This is a genomic window from Streptomyces sp. NPDC006174, assembly GCF_040614075.1.
GTDB lineage: Bacteria > Actinomycetota > Actinomycetes > Streptomycetales > Streptomycetaceae > Streptomyces.
This window is the reverse complement of sequence record NZ_JBEXTJ010000001.1, coordinates 765,880-784,013: the sequence shown is the minus strand read 5'-3', so window position 1 is coordinate 784,013 and position 18,134 is coordinate 765,880. Positions and strand designations below refer to the sequence as shown.

Genomic DNA, 18,134 nt, shown 5'->3' with positions numbered 1-18,134 from the left:
CCCCGCGCCCCTTTGTATCTTCCACCAGACGGAATATTCCGCAGCGAAACAAACCGATAGGATCCGCCTCATGCGCCGTTCCAAAATCGTCTGCACCCTCGGTCCCGCCGTCGACTCCCATGAGCAGCTCGTCGCTCTGATCGAGGCCGGCATGAGCGTGGCCCGTTTCAACTTCAGTCACGGCTCCCACGAGGAACACCAGGGCCGTTACGACCGTGTCCGCAAGGCGGCCGCCGAAACCGGCCGCGCGGTGGGCGTGCTCGCCGACCTCCAGGGCCCGAAGATCCGGCTGGCGAAGTTCGCCGAGGGACCGGTCGAGCTGGTCCGCGGGGACGAGTTCACCATCACCTCCGAGGACGTCCCGGGCGACAAGTCGATCTGCGGCACGACCTACAAGGGTCTGCCCGGCGACGTCACCAAGGGCGACCCGATCCTGATCAACGACGGCAACGTCGAGCTGAAGGTCGTCGAGGTCGTCGGCCCCCGGGTCAAGACCATCGTCATCGAAGGCGGTGTCATCTCCGACCACAAGGGCATCAACCTGCCCGGCGCGGCGGTGAACGTCCCGGCCCTCTCCGAGAAGGACATCGAGGACCTGCGCTTCGCTCTGCGGATGGGCTGCGACCTGGTCGCCCTCTCCTTCGTGCGGGACGCCGACGACGTCAAGGACGTCCACAAGGTGATGGACGAGGAGGGCCGTCGGGTCCCCGTCATCGCCAAGGTGGAGAAGCCGCAGGCGGTCGAGCACATGGAGGGCGTCGTCATGGCGTTCGACGGTGTGATGGTGGCCCGTGGCGACCTGGCGGTGGAGTACCCGCTGGAGAAGGTCCCGATGGTGCAGAAGCGCCTCATCGAGCTGTGCCGCCGCAACGCCAAGCCGGTGATCGTGGCGACCCAGATGATGGAGTCGATGATCACCAACTCCCGCCCGACCCGCGCCGAGGCGTCCGATGTCGCCAACGCGATCCTGGACGGCGCGGACGCGGTCATGCTGTCGGCCGAGTCGTCGGTGGGCGCGTATCCGATCGAGACGGTCAAGACGATGTCGAAGATCGTCTGCGCCGCCGAGGAGGAGCTGCTCTCCAAGGGCCTCCAGCCGCTGGTCCCCGGCAAGAAGCCCCGTACGCAGGGCGGCTCGGTGGCCCGCGCGGCCTGCGAGATCGCGGACTTCCTGGACGGCAAGGCGCTGGTCGCCTTCACCCAGTCCGGCGACACCGCCCGCCGCCTCTCCCGCTACCGCGTGGCCCAGCCGATCCTGGCCTTCACCACGGACGAGTCCACCCGCAACCAGCTCGCGCTGAGCTGGGGCGTCGAGTCGCACGTGGTCCCGCACGCGGACAACACCGACGCGATGGTCGACCTGGTCGACGCGGAGCTGCTGAAGCTGAACCGCTACAACAACGGCGACACGATGGTCATCACGGCCGGCTCGCCTCCCGGCATCCCGGGCACCACGAACATGGTCCGGGTGCACCACCTGGGTGGCGAGGAGAGCTAGTTCGCCTTCGTCGTACGACCGTGGGCCGTACCCCTGGCATCAGGGGTACGGCCCACGGCTCTGTGCGGCTCCCGGACGGGATCAGGTGGCGGCGGGCCAGCTGCGGCCGCCGTCCAGGTAGTTCTGCAGGCCCGGGACCCTGAGCGAGCCGCCGAACTGGCCTGCCTGGACGACCTTCACCTTGGTGAAGAAGGCGAAGGGCACGTTCAGCGGTGGCGGAGTCCGCGGGTTGAAGGTGATCGGGATGAGGCCGAAGAGGTTGCCCTTCAGCTCCTCCGTGTACATCGTCACCGTGCCGTTGCGGATGGTCGACGTGGAGCCCGGCCGCGACTTCACATGGCCCGTCGTGCCCGCCGGTCCGACGGTGAGCTGGTGGAGGTCCTTGATGTCGATGGAGCTCGCGGTGAACTTGAGCACCTTCTTGATCGAGCCGTCCGCCCTCTTCACCTCGACGATGCCTTTGTAGTCCAGGCCGTTGAGCGTGAGCAGCGAGGACTCCAGGACCCACGGATCGGCCGGGAGCAGCGGGATGCCGGGCTCCAGGGTCGCGGCGGCGAGGGCCTCCGGGTCGGGCTCGGGGCAGGGGAAGCGCGGCTTGGCGCCGTCCGGGATGTCCTCGTCCTTCTTGGGGTCGAGTCCCTTGACGTCGTCGTCCAGCTCCTTGACGTCCTTGCCGGCCTTCTCGGCGGCTTCGCGGATCGCGTCGGCCGTCTTGTCGGAGGCGTCCTTGGCTGGATCCTTCGACGGGTCCTTCGGCGCTTCCTTCTCCGGGGCCTTCGGCTTGTCGGCCGGCTTCGGGGACTCGGCCGTGGGGCTCGGGGACGGGCTCGCCGTCTCCTCGGGCTTCTCCTCCGCCTTGTCCTTGCCCTTGTCCGGGTCGAAGAGGTCCTTGAGCGCGTCGCCCAGGCCCAGCGGGTCGAGCGGGTTCTTCGACTTGGTGGGCGTCGGAGTGGGGCTCGGCTCGTCGGCGGGCTTCTCGTCGGCCGTGTCCGGCTTCTGACCCGCGTCCGGCTTCTCGCCGGCCGCCGGGTCCTCGGTGGCCGTACCGCTCTCCGCCGGCTTCGGGGTCGCGCCGTCGTCCTCGCCCGGCTTCTCGCTCTGGTCCGGCTCGTCCGTGGGCGTCGCCGACGGGGTCGGGGTGGCCTTCGGGGACTCGGACGGGGAAGCGGACTCACCGGGCTCGTCGGACCGGGTGACGCACGGGCCCGGGGCGAAGGGGATGTCGGGGTTGCCGTCGGCCATGGCGAGCTTGGGCGTGAGGCCCATGCCGACGAAGACGGCGGTCGGCATCGCGGCGAGCGCGAAGGCCTTCTTGCCGCTCGGCATGTGCAACTTGGTCAGCAGCGACTTCTTGGGGGCCGCGTGGCGGGGCCCTTTGCGTACCGGGAGAACCTCGTCAGCGTGCGCATGCGGCCGCTGTTGCTCGTCACCCCGCACGGTGTGTCCCTCCGTCATGGCCGAAAGCCGCGTCGTGGTCACCCACCTGCTGCTGCGGAACGGTCGCGCCGTGCAGGACGCTCTCCGAGTGCCGCTCGTCCATCGGCAGGGCGGCGGGGACGTCCTGCGGGGCCTCCTCGTCGGCCTTCGGCTCGCCCGGCGCCCAGGAAACGGACAGGGCTCCGCCGATGAGTGCGAGGACGAATCCGATCACGAAGCCGCCGATGTTGGCGACGGGTATGGAGATCAGCGCGAGCAGAATGGCAGCGACCCCGGCGAAGACCCGGACGATGCTGTGGAACCACATCGTCAGGCCCAGCGTGATCAGCAGGACCCCGATGATGAGGGACCCGGCGCCGGCGGTCGTGGACATCGCCAGCGTCATGTTGCCGAGGTGGAGATCGGCGTACGGGAAGTAGGCGATGGGGACACCGCCCAGCATGGTGAACAGACCCGCCCAGAACGGCCGGTTACCCCGCCAGGTACGGAATCCCCGCCGGTAGACGGTGAGGTTGTGCTCGTTCTGCCCTGTGGACTCGGGGCTCATGGAAAACAGCTCCCTGGAACCGGTACTGCGGTGAGAAGAGAAAGGGTGGGCGGCCGGAAGGCTCGCGCGGAGCGTCCCGGCCACCCGGGCGAGCGCTTAGAAGCACTCCTTGACACGGTTGTGCAGCCTCAGCTTCAGGTCACTGAGCTTGAAGGTTCCGGCCGTGGTCGCCCACGCCGTCTGCTTGACCCCGGTCAGGACCGCCGAGTCGGCGCGCTGCGCGAAGCCCTCCGCCTTGGCCTCGGTGCCGGGCTGGACGCCGATGCTCCCCGGCTTGCCCTCCTTCTTCAGAGAGCCCGCCGCGACACCGATGTCGATGTTCTCGAAGTACGCGTCGGCATCGAGCTGGCTCACGTCGAGGTAGAGGTTGGTCGCCACGACCGGGTTCTTCGGATTCGTCCCGGCCGTCAGCTCCAGGCTGACATTGCCGAGGAACGGCACCTTCGGGGTGACCACCGACTGGCACATGTTGGTGATCTCGGCGTAGCTGAAGCCCGAGACCGCGACCGCGTGTGCGGCCTTCTCGCCCTCAAGGTCCTTGCCGACGGCGACGCTGCCGTACTGGACGAAGTCCTTGCCGTCCAGCTTGTCGGTGCTGACCTTGAAGCTCTGGCCGGACACGCTGAAGGACGCGGCAAGGGCGCCCTGCGCGAGACCGACACCCACCGCCGCCGTCGCGACGACGCTGGGCACCATGACCAGAGCGAAACGCTTCCATCTCGTCCCACCGCGAACCTGGGAACTCATAACTTGCTCCTTCTTCTCGGACGTACATCTCCGGGCGGGTGGGAAACCCGTCCTGGGATGGGAGAAGTGCTACGTCCTCGGGAAGGAGAGCGCCCGCGGGCGGAGGCATGGACCGCATCCGCCGCACCGGCGTTCACCCCCGAGCGACAACCACTGGCTGCACGGTGTGTACAGCCGGTCGGACAGGCCCCGTCTGTCGGCGGGAACCCCCCTGTCCACAGCCGGCGGCCACTGCCGCCGACCCACTCGGTGGGGACCCAACAGGCCCTCCCGCACCGGCTGGAGGCCGGGCCGAAGGTATGGGACCGAGCGTGGCCGATCGTGGTGCATTCGGCGCCGTGACACAAGGGGGGTCGTTACTTGCCAGTAACGACCTGATAACCGTGGCGCGACGGGACGACATCATGCGGCCACACAGGGTGGCACGAAAGGGACATCCAAACAGCGGGAAACTTGACGGAAACAGGACAGATCAATCTCTATGACTTACTGCCAGTAACACTTGGTTCCATTGTCAAGTTTTGGTAAAGCAGCGGTGACTCTTAGCGTTCGGACGGCAAAACGGCCGCGATACCCGGAGGGCATCACGGCCGTCTTGTCACATCGGAACAATCGGCTCGCGACCGGAGAAGTTCAGCTCGCCGTCAGAACAGCACGCGCGCCAGCGCGGTGCGGGCGGCGGTGACCCTGGGGTCGTCCGGGCCGATCACCTCGAAGAGCTCCAGCAGCCGCAGCCGGGCGGTGTTCCGGTCGTCGCCGGTGTTGCGGCGGACCGCTTCGACGAGCCGGCCGAAGGCGTCCTCGACATGGCCGCCGACCAGATCCAGATCGGCGGCGGCGACCTGTGCGGCCACATCGCCCGGGTTGTCCGCCGCGGCCTTGCGGACCGCGTTCGGGTCCATCGTCTGGACGCGGGCCAGCAGCTCCGCCTGGGCCAGGCCCAGCTTGGCCTCCGGGTTGCCCGGGTCGTCGGTGAGCACGTTCTTGTACGCCTGCACGGCGCCGCCGAAGTCATTGGCGTCGAGAGCGGAGGCGGCGGCCTCCAGCAGGTGGTCGTACGGGCCGGCCGGCACCTCGGCCGGGACGGCGTCCGGCGAGGCGTCCGGGTCGACGGCGATCCCGGTGAGACCGAACCGCTCCTCGCCGACCTGGATCAGCTGGTCCAGCGTCTCGCGGATCTGGGCCTCGGGGGCCGCGCCCTGGAAGAGCGGGAGGGCCTGCCCGGCGACGACGGCGAAGACCGCCGGGATGCCCTGGATGCCGAACTGCTGCATCAGCATCTGGTTGGCGTCGACATCGACCTTGGCCAGCAGGAAACGGCCGTTGTACTCGACGGCCAGGCGCTCCAGCAGCGGGCCGAGCTGCTTGCACGGCTCGCACCACTCGGCCCAGAAGTCGATGACGACCGGGACCTCGGCGGAGCGTTGCAGGACATCGCGCTCGAAGCCTGCTTCATCGACGTCGATCACCAGGGTGGCGGGCGCCGCGGCGCCGGTGCCTCCGGTACGGGCGGCCTGCGCACGGGCCTGCTCCGCCTTGGCCTTGGCCTCGCCGGCCGCCTTGACAGCGGCGAGGTCGACGACGCCGCTCATGGACATGTTCCTAGGCTGCATACGTACATCCTCCCCCCTGAGCACACCGTTCCGGAAAGCGATGCGGGAACCGGCCAGGTCCGAGGCGCCGGCCGGTGTGCCGGGCGGGCGGACGACGACGGTTCCCGGAGGCCCTGAAGAACCCCGGTGGAACGGATACGGGCCCCGATAAGACCCGGTGGACCGTCCGGATCCCCATCCGGCCGTGTCCGTGCGGCCCCGGGTCCCCACCCGGCGCCTGGGACCTTCGTGAAGGCCCCGGTGGCTGTCGCTCGTTCGTTCCGTGGCGTACGGGGCGGGCCTGCCGCCTTCCTAACGCTACGACCCGTAGCGTAACTGCCGCCCGGCCCACCGGAACAGGCCGTCCCGGTGATCTGTCTCACGGAACCCGGGGCGGAGCGGACGTCCCTACCGGCCGGTATGGTCGCCGCATCATGAGCCGCACCGACCCCAAAGCCACCCGAACAGGACGTCCCCGCTCCACCGAGGCCGATGCCGCCATCCTGGAGGCGACCCGGGCCTCTCTCGTCGATCTCGGCTGGTCGAAGCTGACCATGGGCGATGTGGCGACCCGGGCCGGAGTCGCCAAGACGACCCTCTACCGGCGCTGGGCCGGCAAGAACGAGCTGGTGGTGGACGCGGTGGCCGTCCTCTTCGACGAGCTGGAGCTGCCCGACCGCGGCAGCCTGGCCGGCGATGTGCAGGGCGTGGTGCTCCAGTTCGCCGCGCTGCTGGAGCGGCCGGAGACCCGGACGGCGCTGATGGCGGTGGTCGCCGAGTCCACCCGGGACGACTCGCTGCGCCACCGCATCCGCTCGGCCATCGTGGACCGGCAGAAGCGGCTGGTGCTCCTGGGCCGGGAACGCGCCCAGGCACGCGGCGAGCTGCGGTACGAGGACGACGCCTCGGCCGCCGCCCGCAACGCGGACCTGATCTTCGACGTGATCGCCGGAGCCGTGGTGCACCGCACGCTGGTGAGCGCCGAACCGGTGGACGCCGCGTGGGCGAGCGGGTTCACCACGCTGTTGCTGCTGGGGCTGTCCGGCGCGCAGACGCCTCCTGGCGGCGCTCAGACCTGGTAGCGGCCCGGTGCGAAGAGGTGGAGGTGGTCCGCCACCCAGGCCGACGTGCGCTCCAGCCCCTCCTCCAGCGTGACTTCGGGTTCCCATCCTGCCCACGCGCGGGCCCGCGTGTTGTCCGAGAGCAGCCGGTGCACCTCGCTGCCGGAGGGCCGGAGCCTGGCCGGGTCCACCACGATCTCGGCGTCCCGGCCGGAGGCGGTGATGAGCGCCTTGGCCAGGTCCCCGACCGAGATCTCCCGGCCGGTACCGAGGTTGACGCTCTCGCCCAGCGCCCGGTCGCAGTCGGCCAGTGCCAGGAATCCGGCGGCTGTGTCGGTGACGTACGTGAAGTCGCGGGTCGGGGTCAGCGAGCCGAGCCGGATCTCCCGTGCCCCGGAGTGCAGTTGGGCCAGGATCGTGGGGATGACGGCACGGGCCGACTGGCGGGGTCCGTACGTGTTGAACGGGCGCACCACCGTCACCGGCAGCTCGAAGGCGTGCCAGTGCGAGAGCGCCATCATGTCCGCGCCGATCTTGGAGGCGGAGTACGGCGACTGCGGCTGGAGCGGATGGTCCTCGCCGATCGGGGCCGTGAGAGCGCTGCCGTAGACCTCGCTGGTGGAGGTGTGCAGGAGGCGGCGTACGGAGTGGCGGCGGCAGGCCTCGGCGATGTTCTCGGTGCCGACGACGTTGGTGCGGACGTACGCGCCCGGCGCGTCGTAGCTGTACGGGATGCCGATCAGCGCGGCGAGGTGGAAGACCGTGTCGCAGCCTTCGACGGCGTCCATCACGCGGCCCGCGTCGCCGACGTCTCCGGGGATGAACTCGACCGGGCTGTGCGGGCCTTGGAGGTAGCGGGCGAGGTGGCCCTTGTCGGCGTACGGCTTGTAGTGGACGAACGCCCGTACGCGCGCGCCGCGTCGGACGAGCAGGTCCACGAGGGTGGAGCCGATGAAGCCTTCGGCTCCGGTGACGAGGACGGTCCGGCCGGTCCAGTCGGTGGTGGTGCCGGTCGTGTCGGTCATGCGGTGAACTCCCTTGCGGTGGACGGTTGTACGGCGAGGCGGATGACCGTCTCCGCCAGCAGGTCGGCCGCTCGCGCGTGGTTGCCCGGGTCGGCCGCGCGGCCCATCACGGCGAGCCGCGCCGGGTCCGCGAGCAGCGGGTCGATCAGTTCGGCGAGCCGGTCGGCGGTGGTCTCGGCGTCGGGCACGAGGTGGGCGGCACCGGCCTCGGAGAGGACCCGGGCGTTGTGGGTCTGGTGGTCACCGGGCGCGTGCGGGTACGGGACGAGGACGGCGGGTACGCCGGTCGTCGCCAGCTCCGCGATCGTGGCGGAGCCGGCCCGGCAGATCCGGGAGGTGACCGGGCTGGTGAACGACCTGATCGAGCTGGCCCGGGACGAGGAGCCGCTGCCGCTGCTGGAGGAGGTGCGGATCGCGGAGCTGGTGGAGCGCACGGTGGCGATGGCGCGGACGCACTGGCCGCGCGTCCACTTCGAGCTGTCCACCGGTCCCGGCGCGGCGGAGGCGGTCCGGCCCGGCGTACCGGCGCGGCTGGCCCGGCTGCTGACCAACCTGCTGGACAACGCGGCCAAGTTCAGCCGCCGGACGCGCCGGTGGAGGTGGGGCTGACCGCGTACGAGGGCGGCCTTGAGCTGACGGTACGGGACCACGGGCCCGGGATCGCTCCCGAGGACCTCCCGTACGTCTTCGACCGCGTCTACCGCGCCGAGGCCGCCCGCGCTCTCCCCGGATCGGGGCTGGGGCTCGCGATGGCCCGGCAGATCGCCCGCGCGCACGGAGCGGAGCTGACGGTACGGGCGGCGCCGGGCGGCGGGGCGCGGTTCACGGTGGCGTTCGGCGAGGAGGGCCCGTAGGAGCCGAGGGCCCTCCACCGTGGGACCTCGGAAGCCCAGCGCCTCCCTGTTCCCGTGACACTCAGAAGCCCGGCGGCTCCGTGTACGTGCCCCACTCCTCGCGCAGCGCCTCGCAGATCTCACCGAGCGTGGCCTCGGCCCGTACCGCCTCCAGCATCGGCGCGATCAGGTTCGAGCCGTCGCGGGCGGCGGCCAGCATCGCCTCCAGCGCGGCGCTCACCTTCGCGTCGTCGCGGGCGGCCTTGCGCGCGGTGAGCTGGCTGACCTGGTCGCGCTCGACCTCGTGACTGACCCGGAGGATCTCCAGGTCGCCGGTGACCGAGCCGTGGTGGACGTTGACGCCGACGACCCGCTTGTCGCCCTTCTCCAGGGCCCGCTGGTACTGGAAGGCGGACTCGGCGATCTCGCCGGTGAACCAGCCGTCCTCGATGCCGCGCAGGATGCCGGAGGTCATCGGGCCGATCGGGTGCTGCCCGTCGGGATGGGCCCGGGTGCCGCGCTCCTTGATCTGGTCGAAGATCTTCTCGGCCTCGGCCTCGATCCGGTCGGTGAGCTGCTCCACGTACCAGGAGCCGCCCAGCGGGTCGGCCACATTGGCGACGCCGGTCTCCTCCATCAGCACCTGCTGCGTGCGCAGCGCGATCTCGGCGGCCTGCTCGGACGGGAGCGCGAGGGTCTCGTCGAGAGCGTTGGTGTGGAGCGAGTTGGTACCGCCGAGCACGGCGGAGAGCGCCTCGACGGCCGTCCGTACGACGTTGTTGTACGGCTGCTGCGCGGTGAGCGAGACCCCGGCGGTCTGCGTGTGGAAGCGGAGCCACTGCGCCTTGTCGGTCTTGGCGCCGTACGTCTCCTTCATCCAGCGGGCCCAGATGCGGCGGGCGGCGCGGAATTTGGCGATCTCCTCGAAGAAGTCCAGGTGCGCGTCGAAGAAGAAGGAGAGGCCCGAGGCGAAGGTGTCGACGTCCAGGCCGCGCGAGAGGCCGAGCTCCACGTAGCCGAAGCCGTCGGCCAGCGTGTACGCCAGCTCCTGCGCGGCCGTGGCTCCGGCCTCGCGGATGTGGTAGCCGGAGACGGAGAGCGGCTTGTAGGCCGGGATGGAGGCGGCGCAGTGCTCCATCAGGTCGCCGATGAGGCGCAGGTGCGGCTCGGGCTGGAAGAGCCACTCCTTCTGCGCGATGTACTCCTTGAAGATGTCGGTCTGGAGCGTGCCGTTGAGCACGCCCGGGTCGACGCCCTGGCGCTCGGCTGCGACCAGGTACATGCAGAAGACCGGGACGGCCGGGCCGCTGATCGTCATGGAGGTGGTGACGTCACCGAGCGGGATGTCCTTGAACAGGATCTCCATGTCGGCGGCGGAGTCGATGGCGACCCCGCAGTGGCCGACCTCGCCGAGCGAGCGCGGTTCGTCGGAGTCGCGCCCCATCAGCGTCGGCATGTCGAAGGCGACGCTGAGTCCGCCGCCGCCCGCCGCGAGGATCATCTTGTAGCGCTCGTTGGTCTGCTCGGCGTTGCCGAAGCCGGCGAACTGGCGGATGGTCCAGGTGCGGCCCCGGTAGCCGGTCGGGTGCAGGCCACGGGTGAACGGGTACTCGCCGGGCCAGCCGATCCGCTCGAATCCCTCGTACGTGTCGCCGGGACGGGGCCCGTACACGGGCTCCACCGGGTCACCGGAGAGCGTGGTGAAGTCCGCGTCCCGCTTGCGGGCCTTGTCGTAACGGGCCTGCCAGCGGAGGCGGCCTTCCTCGATCGCGTGAGCGTCCATGCTTCGAATTTACTAGGACGTCCTAGTAAATGTCGATGGCAAACCGCCCGGCGCTTCGCGCGGGGCGGTGGGAGTGCCGTGCCGGTCAGGCTTTCGCGGGCGCCGGAGCGGTCGCGTCGATCAGCTCCTGGGCCTCGCGGCTCACCTTCGGCTCGACGAAGAAGGAGGCGAAGGGGATGCAGCCTGCGGCCAGCACCCACAGGAGCTTGCCGAACGGCCACTTCGCCTTGGAGCCGAGGTCGAAGGCGAAGATGACGTAGACGATGAACAGCACGCCGTGGATCTGGGAGATCACCATGGTGTCGCCGGTGTCGAAGACGTACTTCGCGATGATCGCCACCGTGAAGACGAGCAGCCAGATGGCGGTGACGTAAGCCATCACCCGGTAGCGGGTGAGCACGTTCTGTTTCATGGACACGAGCGTAACGGGACGGCCGTGCCGATCTTCGCGCGGGCCCTCCGTCGAAGAGACAGCCTCGTTCACCCTTCGTCGAAGTCCTCCGCCGCCACCCGCAGCGGCCGGAGCATCGCGAAGATCTCCGCGCACTCCTCCGCGTCGTACGCACCGAGCCCGAAGTCCATCGCCATCAGCTCCTCGGTGGCCGACTCGACGACCTCGCGGCCCTTGTCGGTGATGGAGGCGAGCGTGCCGCGGCCGTCGTTGGGGTTCGGGCGCTTGCTGACCAGGCCGGACTTCACCAGCCGGTCCACGGTGTTGGTGACCGAGGTGGGGTGCACCATCAGCCGCTCGCCGATCTTGGACATCGGCAGCTCACCCGCCTTGGAGAAGGTGAGCAGCACCAGGGCCTCGTACCGGGCGAAGGTCAGACCGTACGGCTTGACCACCGCGTCCACCTCGGCGAGCAGGATCTGCTGCGCCCGCATGATCGAGGTGATCGCCCCCATGGAAGGCACGGGCCCCCAGCGCTGATGCCAGAGTTCCTCGGCACGGGCGATGGGATCGAAAGGAAGGCTGAGCGGCTTCGGCACGGCACCGACCTTACCGACTGGTCACATGCCGGTCAGCCCTGTCTCGCCTTTCGGTATCGGACAGATGTCCGGGGGCCGTTCGGCGGACCTCGGCGACGACGAGGAGCGTGACGACGGTACCGATGATTCCGGATCCGGCGACCACGTGGTGCACCGGGAAGAACTCGGCCGCGAGCCCCGCCAGCGCCATCCCGGCACCCTGGATGGTCATCAGCCCGGCGGTGAGCAGCGTCATGGCCCGGCCGCGCAGCTCCGGCGGTACGGCGTCCACGAACCACTGGTCGAGCCCGATGACGTACGCCGCTCCCATCCCGGCCAGCGCGAGTGCGGCCAGCGCCAGCGGCAGGCCGGGCCGGACCGCGTACACCACCAGCGGCAGCAGGCCGACGGCGGCGAGCGGCAGCACGATCCGGGAGCGGGTACGGGGCCGGAGCGCGGACCCCACGAAGAGTTCGGCGCCCACGTGGCCGACGGCCATCGCGCAGAGCAGCAGCCCGAGCGCGGCCGGACCGGCGCCGGTCTCGGCCACGTACGGAGCGGCGAGCGCCTCCGGTGCGACCACGAACATCGCGGGCAGCCAGAGCAGGAGCAGCAGCGCCCGGATGCGGCGGTCGCCCAGGACCAGCCGGGCCCCGGAGAGCGACTCCCTCAGCAGCTTGGTGGAGCCGCTCACGGCGCGGGCCGGGCGGTTGCGGGTGCCGAGGCGGAGGAGGGCCGCCGAGCAGAGGAAGGTGACGACGGTGACGGTGATCGCGCCGCGCGGAGAGAGCACGGTGAGCAGCGCGCCGCCCGCGCCGAAGCCGATGAGCATCGCGCTCTGCGAGACGATCCGCAGCAGAGAACGGCCGAGGACGTAGAGGTCGCCGTCGCCCAGGATGTCGGTGAGCGCGGCCATCCGGGTCCCGGTGAAGATGGGCGCGATCGCGGCGACCAGGCAGCGCAGCGCGAGGAGTCCGGCGACCGGAGTGGCGGGCAGCAGCATCACGGCGACGCAGACCGCGCAGAGCAGGTCGCAGACGACCAGGACGCGGCGGGCCGGATAGCGGTCGGCGACGCCCGCGAAGAGCGTCCCGCCGATGACGTACGGGAGCAGCCCGAGCGCGAACGTCAGCGCGCTGAGCAGCGGGGAGCCGGTGAGGTCGTAGACGAGGACGGTGAGCGCGAGTTCGCTGACGACGACGCCGAGGAGCGAGAGCAGGTGCGCGGCGAAGACGGCCCGGAACTCGCGGACGCGGAAGACGGCGCGGTAGCCGGCGGGCGGAGTGGAGGAGGACACCTGGGACATGGCAGGAGCCTGGAGCGGGACGGCCGCGCGCCCTAGACTTTCGGCTGAGGACGAATCTTCGACGACTGGACGGAGGCCGGTATGCCGTTCCGGCTGCACTTCGACGAGAGCGACCTGCTGCGCTGCCGGTTCGCGCTCTCGCCGCTGGTCGAGACCCAGGAGGCGGTGCGCACGCTGGCCCGTCACCACCGCCACGGCTACCACCTGCCGTGGCTCCGGCGGATCCGGGACGCGGCGGCGGCGCTCGACCTCGAACCGCTGTGGCTGCTGATGCCGGACGGCGGCCACAACCCGGACTTCATCTGCCCGCCGCCGATCGGGCCGCTCGCCACGTTCGCGGAGGAGATCGCGGGCGTGCGGGCGGTCGATCCGGCGGTGGCGCGGGCGGACATGGAGCTGGCGCTGTCGGCACGGCCCGGCGCCCGGGAGTCGGTGACGGGCCGCCGCCTGCTGGCCGATCCGGCACGGACCGTGCGGGAGCTGGCCGATCTGCTGGAGCGGGCCTGGCAGGCGCTGATCGAACCGTACTGGCCGAGGCTGCGGGCGCTGCTGGAGGCGGACATCGCGTACCACTCGCGCAAGCTCGCGGACAGCGGGCTCGCGGGACTGCTGGGCGAGGTGAGTACGCAGCTGAGCTGGAACGGTTCGACGCTCACCGTCAAGGGCACGCGCGGCGACCACGAACAGGTGCTGGGCGGGCAGGGCCTGGTGCTGATGCCGAGCGTCTTCGTCTGGCCCGAGGTGGTGGGCGGCCACCTGGAGCCGTGGCAGCCGGGGCTGATCTATCCGGCGCGCGGGATCGGCGGGCTGTGGATCGAGGCCGGCGAGCGGACACCGCAGGCGCTGGCCAGGCTGCTGGGCCGGGTCCGGGCGGATGTGCTGTGCGCACTGGACGAACCGGCCGGCACGAGCACTCTGGCCCACCGGCTCGGCCTCGCGCCGTCCTCCGTATCGGCGCATCTGTCGGTGCTGCGCGAGGCGGGACTGCTGACGTCGCGGCGGTACGGACACCAGGTGCTGTACGAGCGGACGCCGCTGGGGATCACGCTGGCGGCCGGCGTCTGAGCGGAGACCGGCCGGGCTCACGCCGGCCGGTTGCGGACCAGTTCGCGCCGCCACCCGAGCGGACGCCGGTCACGGATGGTGTCGTGGAGCCGCCCGAGCGAACGCCCGGTCACGGGTGGTGTCGCGGAGCCGCTCGAGCGGACGCCCGGTCACGGATGGTGTCGTGGAGCCGCCCGAGCGGACACCCTGTCAGGGGTGGTGTCGCGGAGCCGCCCGAGCCGACGCCGGGCACCGATGGTGTCGTGGCGCCACCCGAGCGCGGCCCGGTGACGGATGGTGTCGTGGCGCCACTCCCGGTGACCGGTATGTCACGATTGTCGACGTCTGCCCGCGCTCAGCCTTCCGCTGCGCCGTCCGGCACCACGCCGTCCCGTATCCGTGAGCCACCGCCGTCCGAGGGGGCTGGATGTCCGGCCGTAGAACCGTTTCCAGACACCGCCGTGCCTTCGGGGTTCCCCCCGCCCTGGCCGCCGCCGCTCTCGCGGCCGTCCTCACGGCGGGCTGCTCCGCACCGGGCGGTGCGAGCCCGACGGCCGCCGAGGCCGATCCGGTACGCGGCGAACCGGCGCCGAGCGCGGCCTCGCCGTACTGGGTCGACCCGGACAGCGACGCCTCCCGTCAGGTACGCGCCTGGGACCGGGCGGGCCGGGAGGACGACGCGAAGGCGCTGCGGCGGATCGCCGACCGGCCGGTGGCGCTCTGGCCCGCCTGGGACGGTCCGGGGCCGGAGATCGTGGCCGCCGTGAGGGCCGCGGCCGAGACGAAGAAGACCGTCCTGCTCGTCGCGTACAACATTCCGCACCGCGACTGCGGGCTCTACTCCGCGGGCGGCGCCAAGGACGCGGACGCCTACCGGTCCTGGCTCGGTGAGTTCGCCGAGGCCATCGGCGACGCCCCGGCCACCGTCATCCTGGAGCCCGACGCGCTCCCGCACATCGCGGACGGCTGCACCCCGCCCGAGCACCACGCCGAGCGCCACCAGCTGCTCTCCGAGGCCGTGGACACGCTCAAGGCCAACGCCCGGACCAAGGTCTACCTGGACGCGGGCAACCCGGACTGGATCAAGGAACCGTCCAAGATCGCGGAGCCGCTGCGCCAGGCCGGGATCGACCGGGCCGACGGCTTCTCGCTGAACGTGTCCAACTTTCAGTCGAACGCGAGCGTGAAGGAGTACGGAGACCTCCTCTCCGACGCCGTCGGCGGCGCGCACTACGTGATCGACACCAGCCGCAACGGCGGCGGCCCGCTCACCGGGGACCGCGCCGAGGCCTGGTGCAACCCGCCGGGCCGGGCCCTCGGGACGCCGCCGACCACCGACACCCGCGCCGACCGCCTCGACGCCTACCTGTGGATCAAGCGTCCCGGCGAGTCCGACGGAACCTGCCGCGGCGGACCGGATGCGGGCACCTGGTGGCCGGAGTACGCCTTGGGGCTGGCCCAGCGCGCGAGGTCCTGAAGCGCGCGGTACCAGGAGGACCGGCCGCGGACACCAGGGTCGCCTGACGCGCCACCGGAGACCGCCGCCGGGCCGCCGTCCTCGTCGGCGGCCCGGCCGACGGCACCCGGACAGGGGTCGCCGGCCGGGCCGCCGTGGTCCGGGACAGCGCGGTCAGGTCGCTCAAGCCCGAGGTCGACCCGGTTCAGTCCTCGTCCTCGTCCATGTCCTCGAACGAGGAGTGGAACAGCGCCGCGAAGCTGGGGAACTTCGTCGTATCGCCGTACTTCGGCGTGAACTCGTAGGCGGCCCACTCTCCGTCCGGTCCGACGTCGGTCGGATCGAGCAGCCAGTAGTCCTCACCCTTCGCGATCTCGACGGACCGGCGGAACAGGCTCACATCGTCCTCGTTGCCCGCTATCGAGGCGTACACCTCGATCACACGTCCGCCGTCCTCGCTGTCCCGCATCCACCCGACACGACCGCACGGATGGACACCGTCCACCCAGCCGTCCAGGTGCTCCCATCCGTCGCTCGTCAGGAAGAAGCTCCTCAGGCCCGGCGGCAACCGCAGCCCGATCCGCTCCTCGACTGCCGCCAAGGCATCTTCCCGAGCCGGTTCCGCACCCAGCCGGACGGCGATCCGCTCGCCTCGATCCAGCGCGTCCGCCTGGTCCTCGTCCAGCAACTCGTCCGCGCCGTCATGGTTCATCAGGTACCGCTGTCCGTACTCCTCGAGAAACGCGCGCCAGTCCTGCGGCGTGGTCGGAACGGCGCCAACTGCGTGCATCTCAGGTTCCGTTGTCTCACTCATGTCGACCATGGTGACAAGAGGGTGTGACAACGCCGACGGCCGTACCCTGGGCGAAAGCCCCGGCTCTCAGGATGCCTTGACCCACTTCGCCTCCGACGGAACGCCGTCGGTGTCGGTGACGAAGAGCATGTACCAGCCGGGCGGCACCAGCGTCGCGTCGTCCGGCACGCTCATGCTCACCTCGCCCTTGCCCTTCTTCAAGCCCAGCTCGATGGAGCGCTGCTCCACGTCCGTGGTGTGCGTGACCGCGCTCGGCCGCATCAGCCGGGCCGTCGCGATCCGGTCCGCGTCGGCGGTCCTGAAGGTCGCCGTGGCTCCGCGCTCCACCGCCTCCGGGCCGTCGCCGATCACCGGACGCTTGCCCTTGCCTCGGTGCAGGGCCGGCGGGGTGTAGACCTCCATGCGCTGTTCGAACTTGCCGAGCTTGGTGTTGTCCTTGTCGCCGTAGAGCGAGTCGGAGCCGAAGGTGGCGACCCGGCCGTCCGGCAGCAGCAGCGCCTCGGAGTGGTAGTTGCGGCCGACCGTCGGCTCGGCCGCCTCCTTGAAGGTGTTGGTCTTCGGGTCGTACGACTGCGCCTTGAGGATGTTGCTGTTGCCGCGGCCCCGGTAGTCCTTGGAGCCGCCGCTGGTGAAGACGGTGTCGTCCGGCATGATCACGCTGTTCAGGTAGCGCGTGCCCTGCGGCAGGTCCGGGCCCGGCCTGAACGCCGGGCTGGCCTGCTTGAGGTCGATGACGGCCGTGCGGGCGGTGGACTTCTTGGACTCGCCGACGCCGCCGCCGCCGAGCACCATCACCTTCTGGTCCTGCACGGGCGGCAGCAGCAGCGAGGCCGCCGTCTCCAGCTCGTCGGTGTCGGTCAGGCCGGGCACCTTGGTGAAAGTGTTCTTCCTGATGTCCCAGATCCCCGGCTCGCGGCCCTTGTCGGCCGGTCCGTAACCGGCGTTGGCGCCCGGATAGAAGAGCTTGCCGCCCTTGGTCAGGAAGAGCGCGGGGTAGGTCGGGAAGTAGTGGAAGGGGCCCTTGGACCACTTCTTGGTCTTCGGATCGTAGATCTCGTTGTCGCCCGGCAGGATCGCGCCGACGTCGTCGAGACCGGAAACGGACAGCACGCGGCCGTCCTCCAGGCCGACGAGCGTCGGGTACCAGCGGGCCTCCTTCATCGGGTCGACCTTGATGTACTTCTCCGCCGTCGGGTCGAACTCGTACGCCGCCCTGATCCCCTGGAAGTCCTGCTTGTCCATGGTGATCTTCTCGGCGAGCCCGTACGAGTTGTCGGCCTCCTTGCCCTTCAGCCCGACGATCTCGTACTGCGCGGCGTCGGTCGCCACCGCCTCGACGCCTTCGTTCACCGCCTCCACGAAGACCCGCTGCTCGGCCGCCGTCACCTTCGTCTTCCACGGCTTCATCTGGCCGCTCTCGAAGTAGTCGACCTCGAACTCGCGCTTCGCCTTGTCCACGGTGACGTCGAACTTCGCGACGTACTCGGCGCCGGACGGCGAGCGGAAGACCGTGCCCTTCTTCAGCTTCAGCGGCTTGTCCGGGTTCTCGTTCTTGACCCGCATCCCGCCGCCGGCCCGCTTCACCTTGTCGTCCAGCACCTCGTAGCGCGCGGTGCCGCCGGCGATCAGCAGCCGGCCGTCCGGGAGCTGGGCGTGGCCGCCGCAGAAGAAGTCCTCCGGGGTCGGGATCTTCTGGAAGACGTTCTCGGCCGGGTCCCACAGCACGGTGTCGAAGGTGCCCGCGTCGAAGTTCTTCTCGTCGTTGCCGGAGCCCGCGACGATCAGCACCTTCCCGGTGTGCAGGAGCGCCGCGTGGATCGCGTTGGTGCGGTACTCCTCCGGGATGTCGACGCGCTTCCAGGAGCCGTACTCCGCCTGGTACTTCGGCTGGGCGATCTTGTACGCGTGGTACTGGTCCTCCGCGAAGGAGAGCGCCGCCGGCGCGTTGAGGCCCGCGAGCACGACCACGGCGCCGCCGCCCAGGAGCGTCTTCCGCATCTTCTTCGAAGGCCGGTAGGCCAT

Annotated in this window: 15 protein-coding genes and 2 pseudogenes; 5 read left to right on the top strand and 12 right to left on the bottom strand. The window is 70.4% G+C overall.

The window, feature by feature from the left end:
* Positions 1–70: 70 nt before the first annotated feature.
* Positions 71–1,498 (top strand): pyruvate kinase, encoded by a 1,428-nt coding sequence (gene pyk, locus ABZ267_RS03585; protein ID WP_356748102.1) that lies wholly within the window; start codon positions 71–73, stop codon positions 1,496–1,498.
* An 81-nt stretch (positions 1,499–1,579) separates the two neighbouring features.
* Here pyk and ABZ267_RS03580 read toward each other — a convergent pair whose 3' ends face one another.
* The 4 genes from ABZ267_RS03580 to ABZ267_RS03565 form a co-directional block, all read right to left on the bottom strand.
* Complete coding sequence (locus ABZ267_RS03580; RefSeq protein ID WP_356748361.1) at positions 1,580–2,935, bottom strand: hypothetical protein; 1,356 nt, start codon at positions 2,933–2,935, stop codon at positions 1,580–1,582.
* On the bottom strand, positions 2,925–3,482 hold the full coding sequence (locus ABZ267_RS03575; RefSeq protein WP_356748100.1) for a DUF6114 domain-containing protein: 558 nt from the start codon (positions 3,480–3,482) through the stop codon (positions 2,925–2,927). The genes ABZ267_RS03580 and ABZ267_RS03575 overlap by 11 nt, the downstream gene beginning before the upstream one ends.
* A gap of 96 nt (positions 3,483–3,578) precedes the next feature.
* Complete coding sequence (locus ABZ267_RS03570) at positions 3,579–4,229, bottom strand: DUF6230 family protein (protein ID WP_356748098.1); 651 nt, start codon at positions 4,227–4,229, stop codon at positions 3,579–3,581.
* Positions 4,230–4,873: 644 nt separating this feature from the next.
* Positions 4,874–5,842 (bottom strand): tetratricopeptide repeat protein, encoded by a 969-nt coding sequence (locus ABZ267_RS03565; protein WP_356748096.1) that lies wholly within the window; start codon positions 5,840–5,842, stop codon positions 4,874–4,876.
* A 413-nt stretch (positions 5,843–6,255) separates the two neighbouring features.
* Here ABZ267_RS03565 and ABZ267_RS03560 point away from each other — a divergent pair, with 413 nt between their 5' ends.
* Positions 6,256–6,903: a TetR/AcrR family transcriptional regulator gene (locus ABZ267_RS03560; protein WP_356748094.1), complete on the top strand. Its 648-nt coding sequence runs from the start codon at positions 6,256–6,258 to the stop codon at positions 6,901–6,903.
* Here the strand turns inward: ABZ267_RS03560 and ABZ267_RS03555 are convergent.
* Positions 6,891–7,907 carry a GDP-mannose 4,6-dehydratase gene (locus ABZ267_RS03555; protein ID WP_356748092.1) on the bottom strand — a complete coding sequence of 339 codons (1,017 nt, stop codon included), beginning with the start codon at positions 7,905–7,907 and terminating at the stop codon, positions 6,891–6,893. The two genes, ABZ267_RS03560 and ABZ267_RS03555, sit on opposite strands and share 13 nt — an antisense overlap.
* Positions 7,904–8,236, bottom strand: a pseudogene (locus ABZ267_RS03550) (glycosyltransferase); the annotation flags it as partial. The pseudogene ABZ267_RS03550 and the gene ABZ267_RS03555, both read right to left, overlap by 4 nt.
* Between ABZ267_RS03550 and ABZ267_RS03545 the strand changes: the two are divergent.
* Positions 8,229–8,761 (top strand): annotated as a pseudogene (locus ABZ267_RS03545) (sensor histidine kinase); the annotation flags it as partial. The pseudogenes ABZ267_RS03550 and ABZ267_RS03545 overlap by 8 nt on opposite strands.
* A gap of 61 nt (positions 8,762–8,822) precedes the next feature.
* Here the strand turns inward: ABZ267_RS03545 and ABZ267_RS03540 are convergent.
* The 4 genes from ABZ267_RS03540 to ABZ267_RS03525 all read right to left on the bottom strand — a co-directional run bounded on the left by ABZ267_RS03540 (position 8,823) and on the right by ABZ267_RS03525 (position 12,798).
* The gene (locus tag ABZ267_RS03540; RefSeq protein WP_356748091.1) at positions 8,823–10,523 is read right to left on the bottom strand and encodes a methylmalonyl-CoA mutase family protein; all 1,701 of its coding nucleotides are present in this window, start codon (positions 10,521–10,523) and stop codon (positions 8,823–8,825) included.
* Between the two features lie 85 nt (positions 10,524–10,608).
* Positions 10,609–10,935, bottom strand: a complete 327-nt coding sequence (locus tag ABZ267_RS03535; protein ID WP_356748089.1) for a DUF3817 domain-containing protein — start codon at positions 10,933–10,935, stop codon at positions 10,609–10,611.
* A gap of 68 nt (positions 10,936–11,003) precedes the next feature.
* Positions 11,004–11,513 (bottom strand): MarR family transcriptional regulator, encoded by a 510-nt coding sequence (locus ABZ267_RS03530; RefSeq protein WP_356748087.1) that lies wholly within the window; start codon positions 11,511–11,513, stop codon positions 11,004–11,006.
* 10 nt (positions 11,514–11,523) lie between these two features.
* The gene (locus tag ABZ267_RS03525) at positions 11,524–12,798 is read right to left on the bottom strand and encodes an MFS transporter (RefSeq protein ID WP_356748085.1); all 1,275 of its coding nucleotides are present in this window, start codon (positions 12,796–12,798) and stop codon (positions 11,524–11,526) included.
* A gap of 81 nt (positions 12,799–12,879) precedes the next feature.
* On the opposite strand from ABZ267_RS03525, the gene ABZ267_RS03520 reads away from it, so the two are divergent.
* Both ABZ267_RS03520 and ABZ267_RS03515 read left to right on the top strand, forming a co-directional pair.
* Complete coding sequence (locus tag ABZ267_RS03520; protein WP_356748083.1) at positions 12,880–13,863, top strand: DUF5937 family protein; 984 nt, start codon at positions 12,880–12,882, stop codon at positions 13,861–13,863.
* Positions 13,864–14,269: 406 nt separating this feature from the next.
* Positions 14,270–15,319, top strand: a complete 1,050-nt coding sequence (locus ABZ267_RS03515; RefSeq protein ID WP_356748081.1) for a glycoside hydrolase family 6 protein — start codon at positions 14,270–14,272, stop codon at positions 15,317–15,319.
* Positions 15,320–15,503: 184 nt separating this feature from the next.
* Here the strand turns inward: ABZ267_RS03515 and ABZ267_RS03510 are convergent, their stop codons facing one another.
* Together ABZ267_RS03510 and ABZ267_RS03505 are read right to left on the bottom strand one after the other, a co-directional pair.
* On the bottom strand, positions 15,504–16,121 hold the full coding sequence (locus ABZ267_RS03510; protein ID WP_356748079.1) for an SMI1/KNR4 family protein: 618 nt from the start codon (positions 16,119–16,121) through the stop codon (positions 15,504–15,506).
* Between the two features lie 57 nt (positions 16,122–16,178).
* Positions 16,179–18,134, bottom strand: coding sequence for a galactose oxidase-like domain-containing protein (locus tag ABZ267_RS03505; RefSeq protein WP_356748077.1), 1,956 nt, complete (start codon positions 18,132–18,134; stop codon positions 16,179–16,181).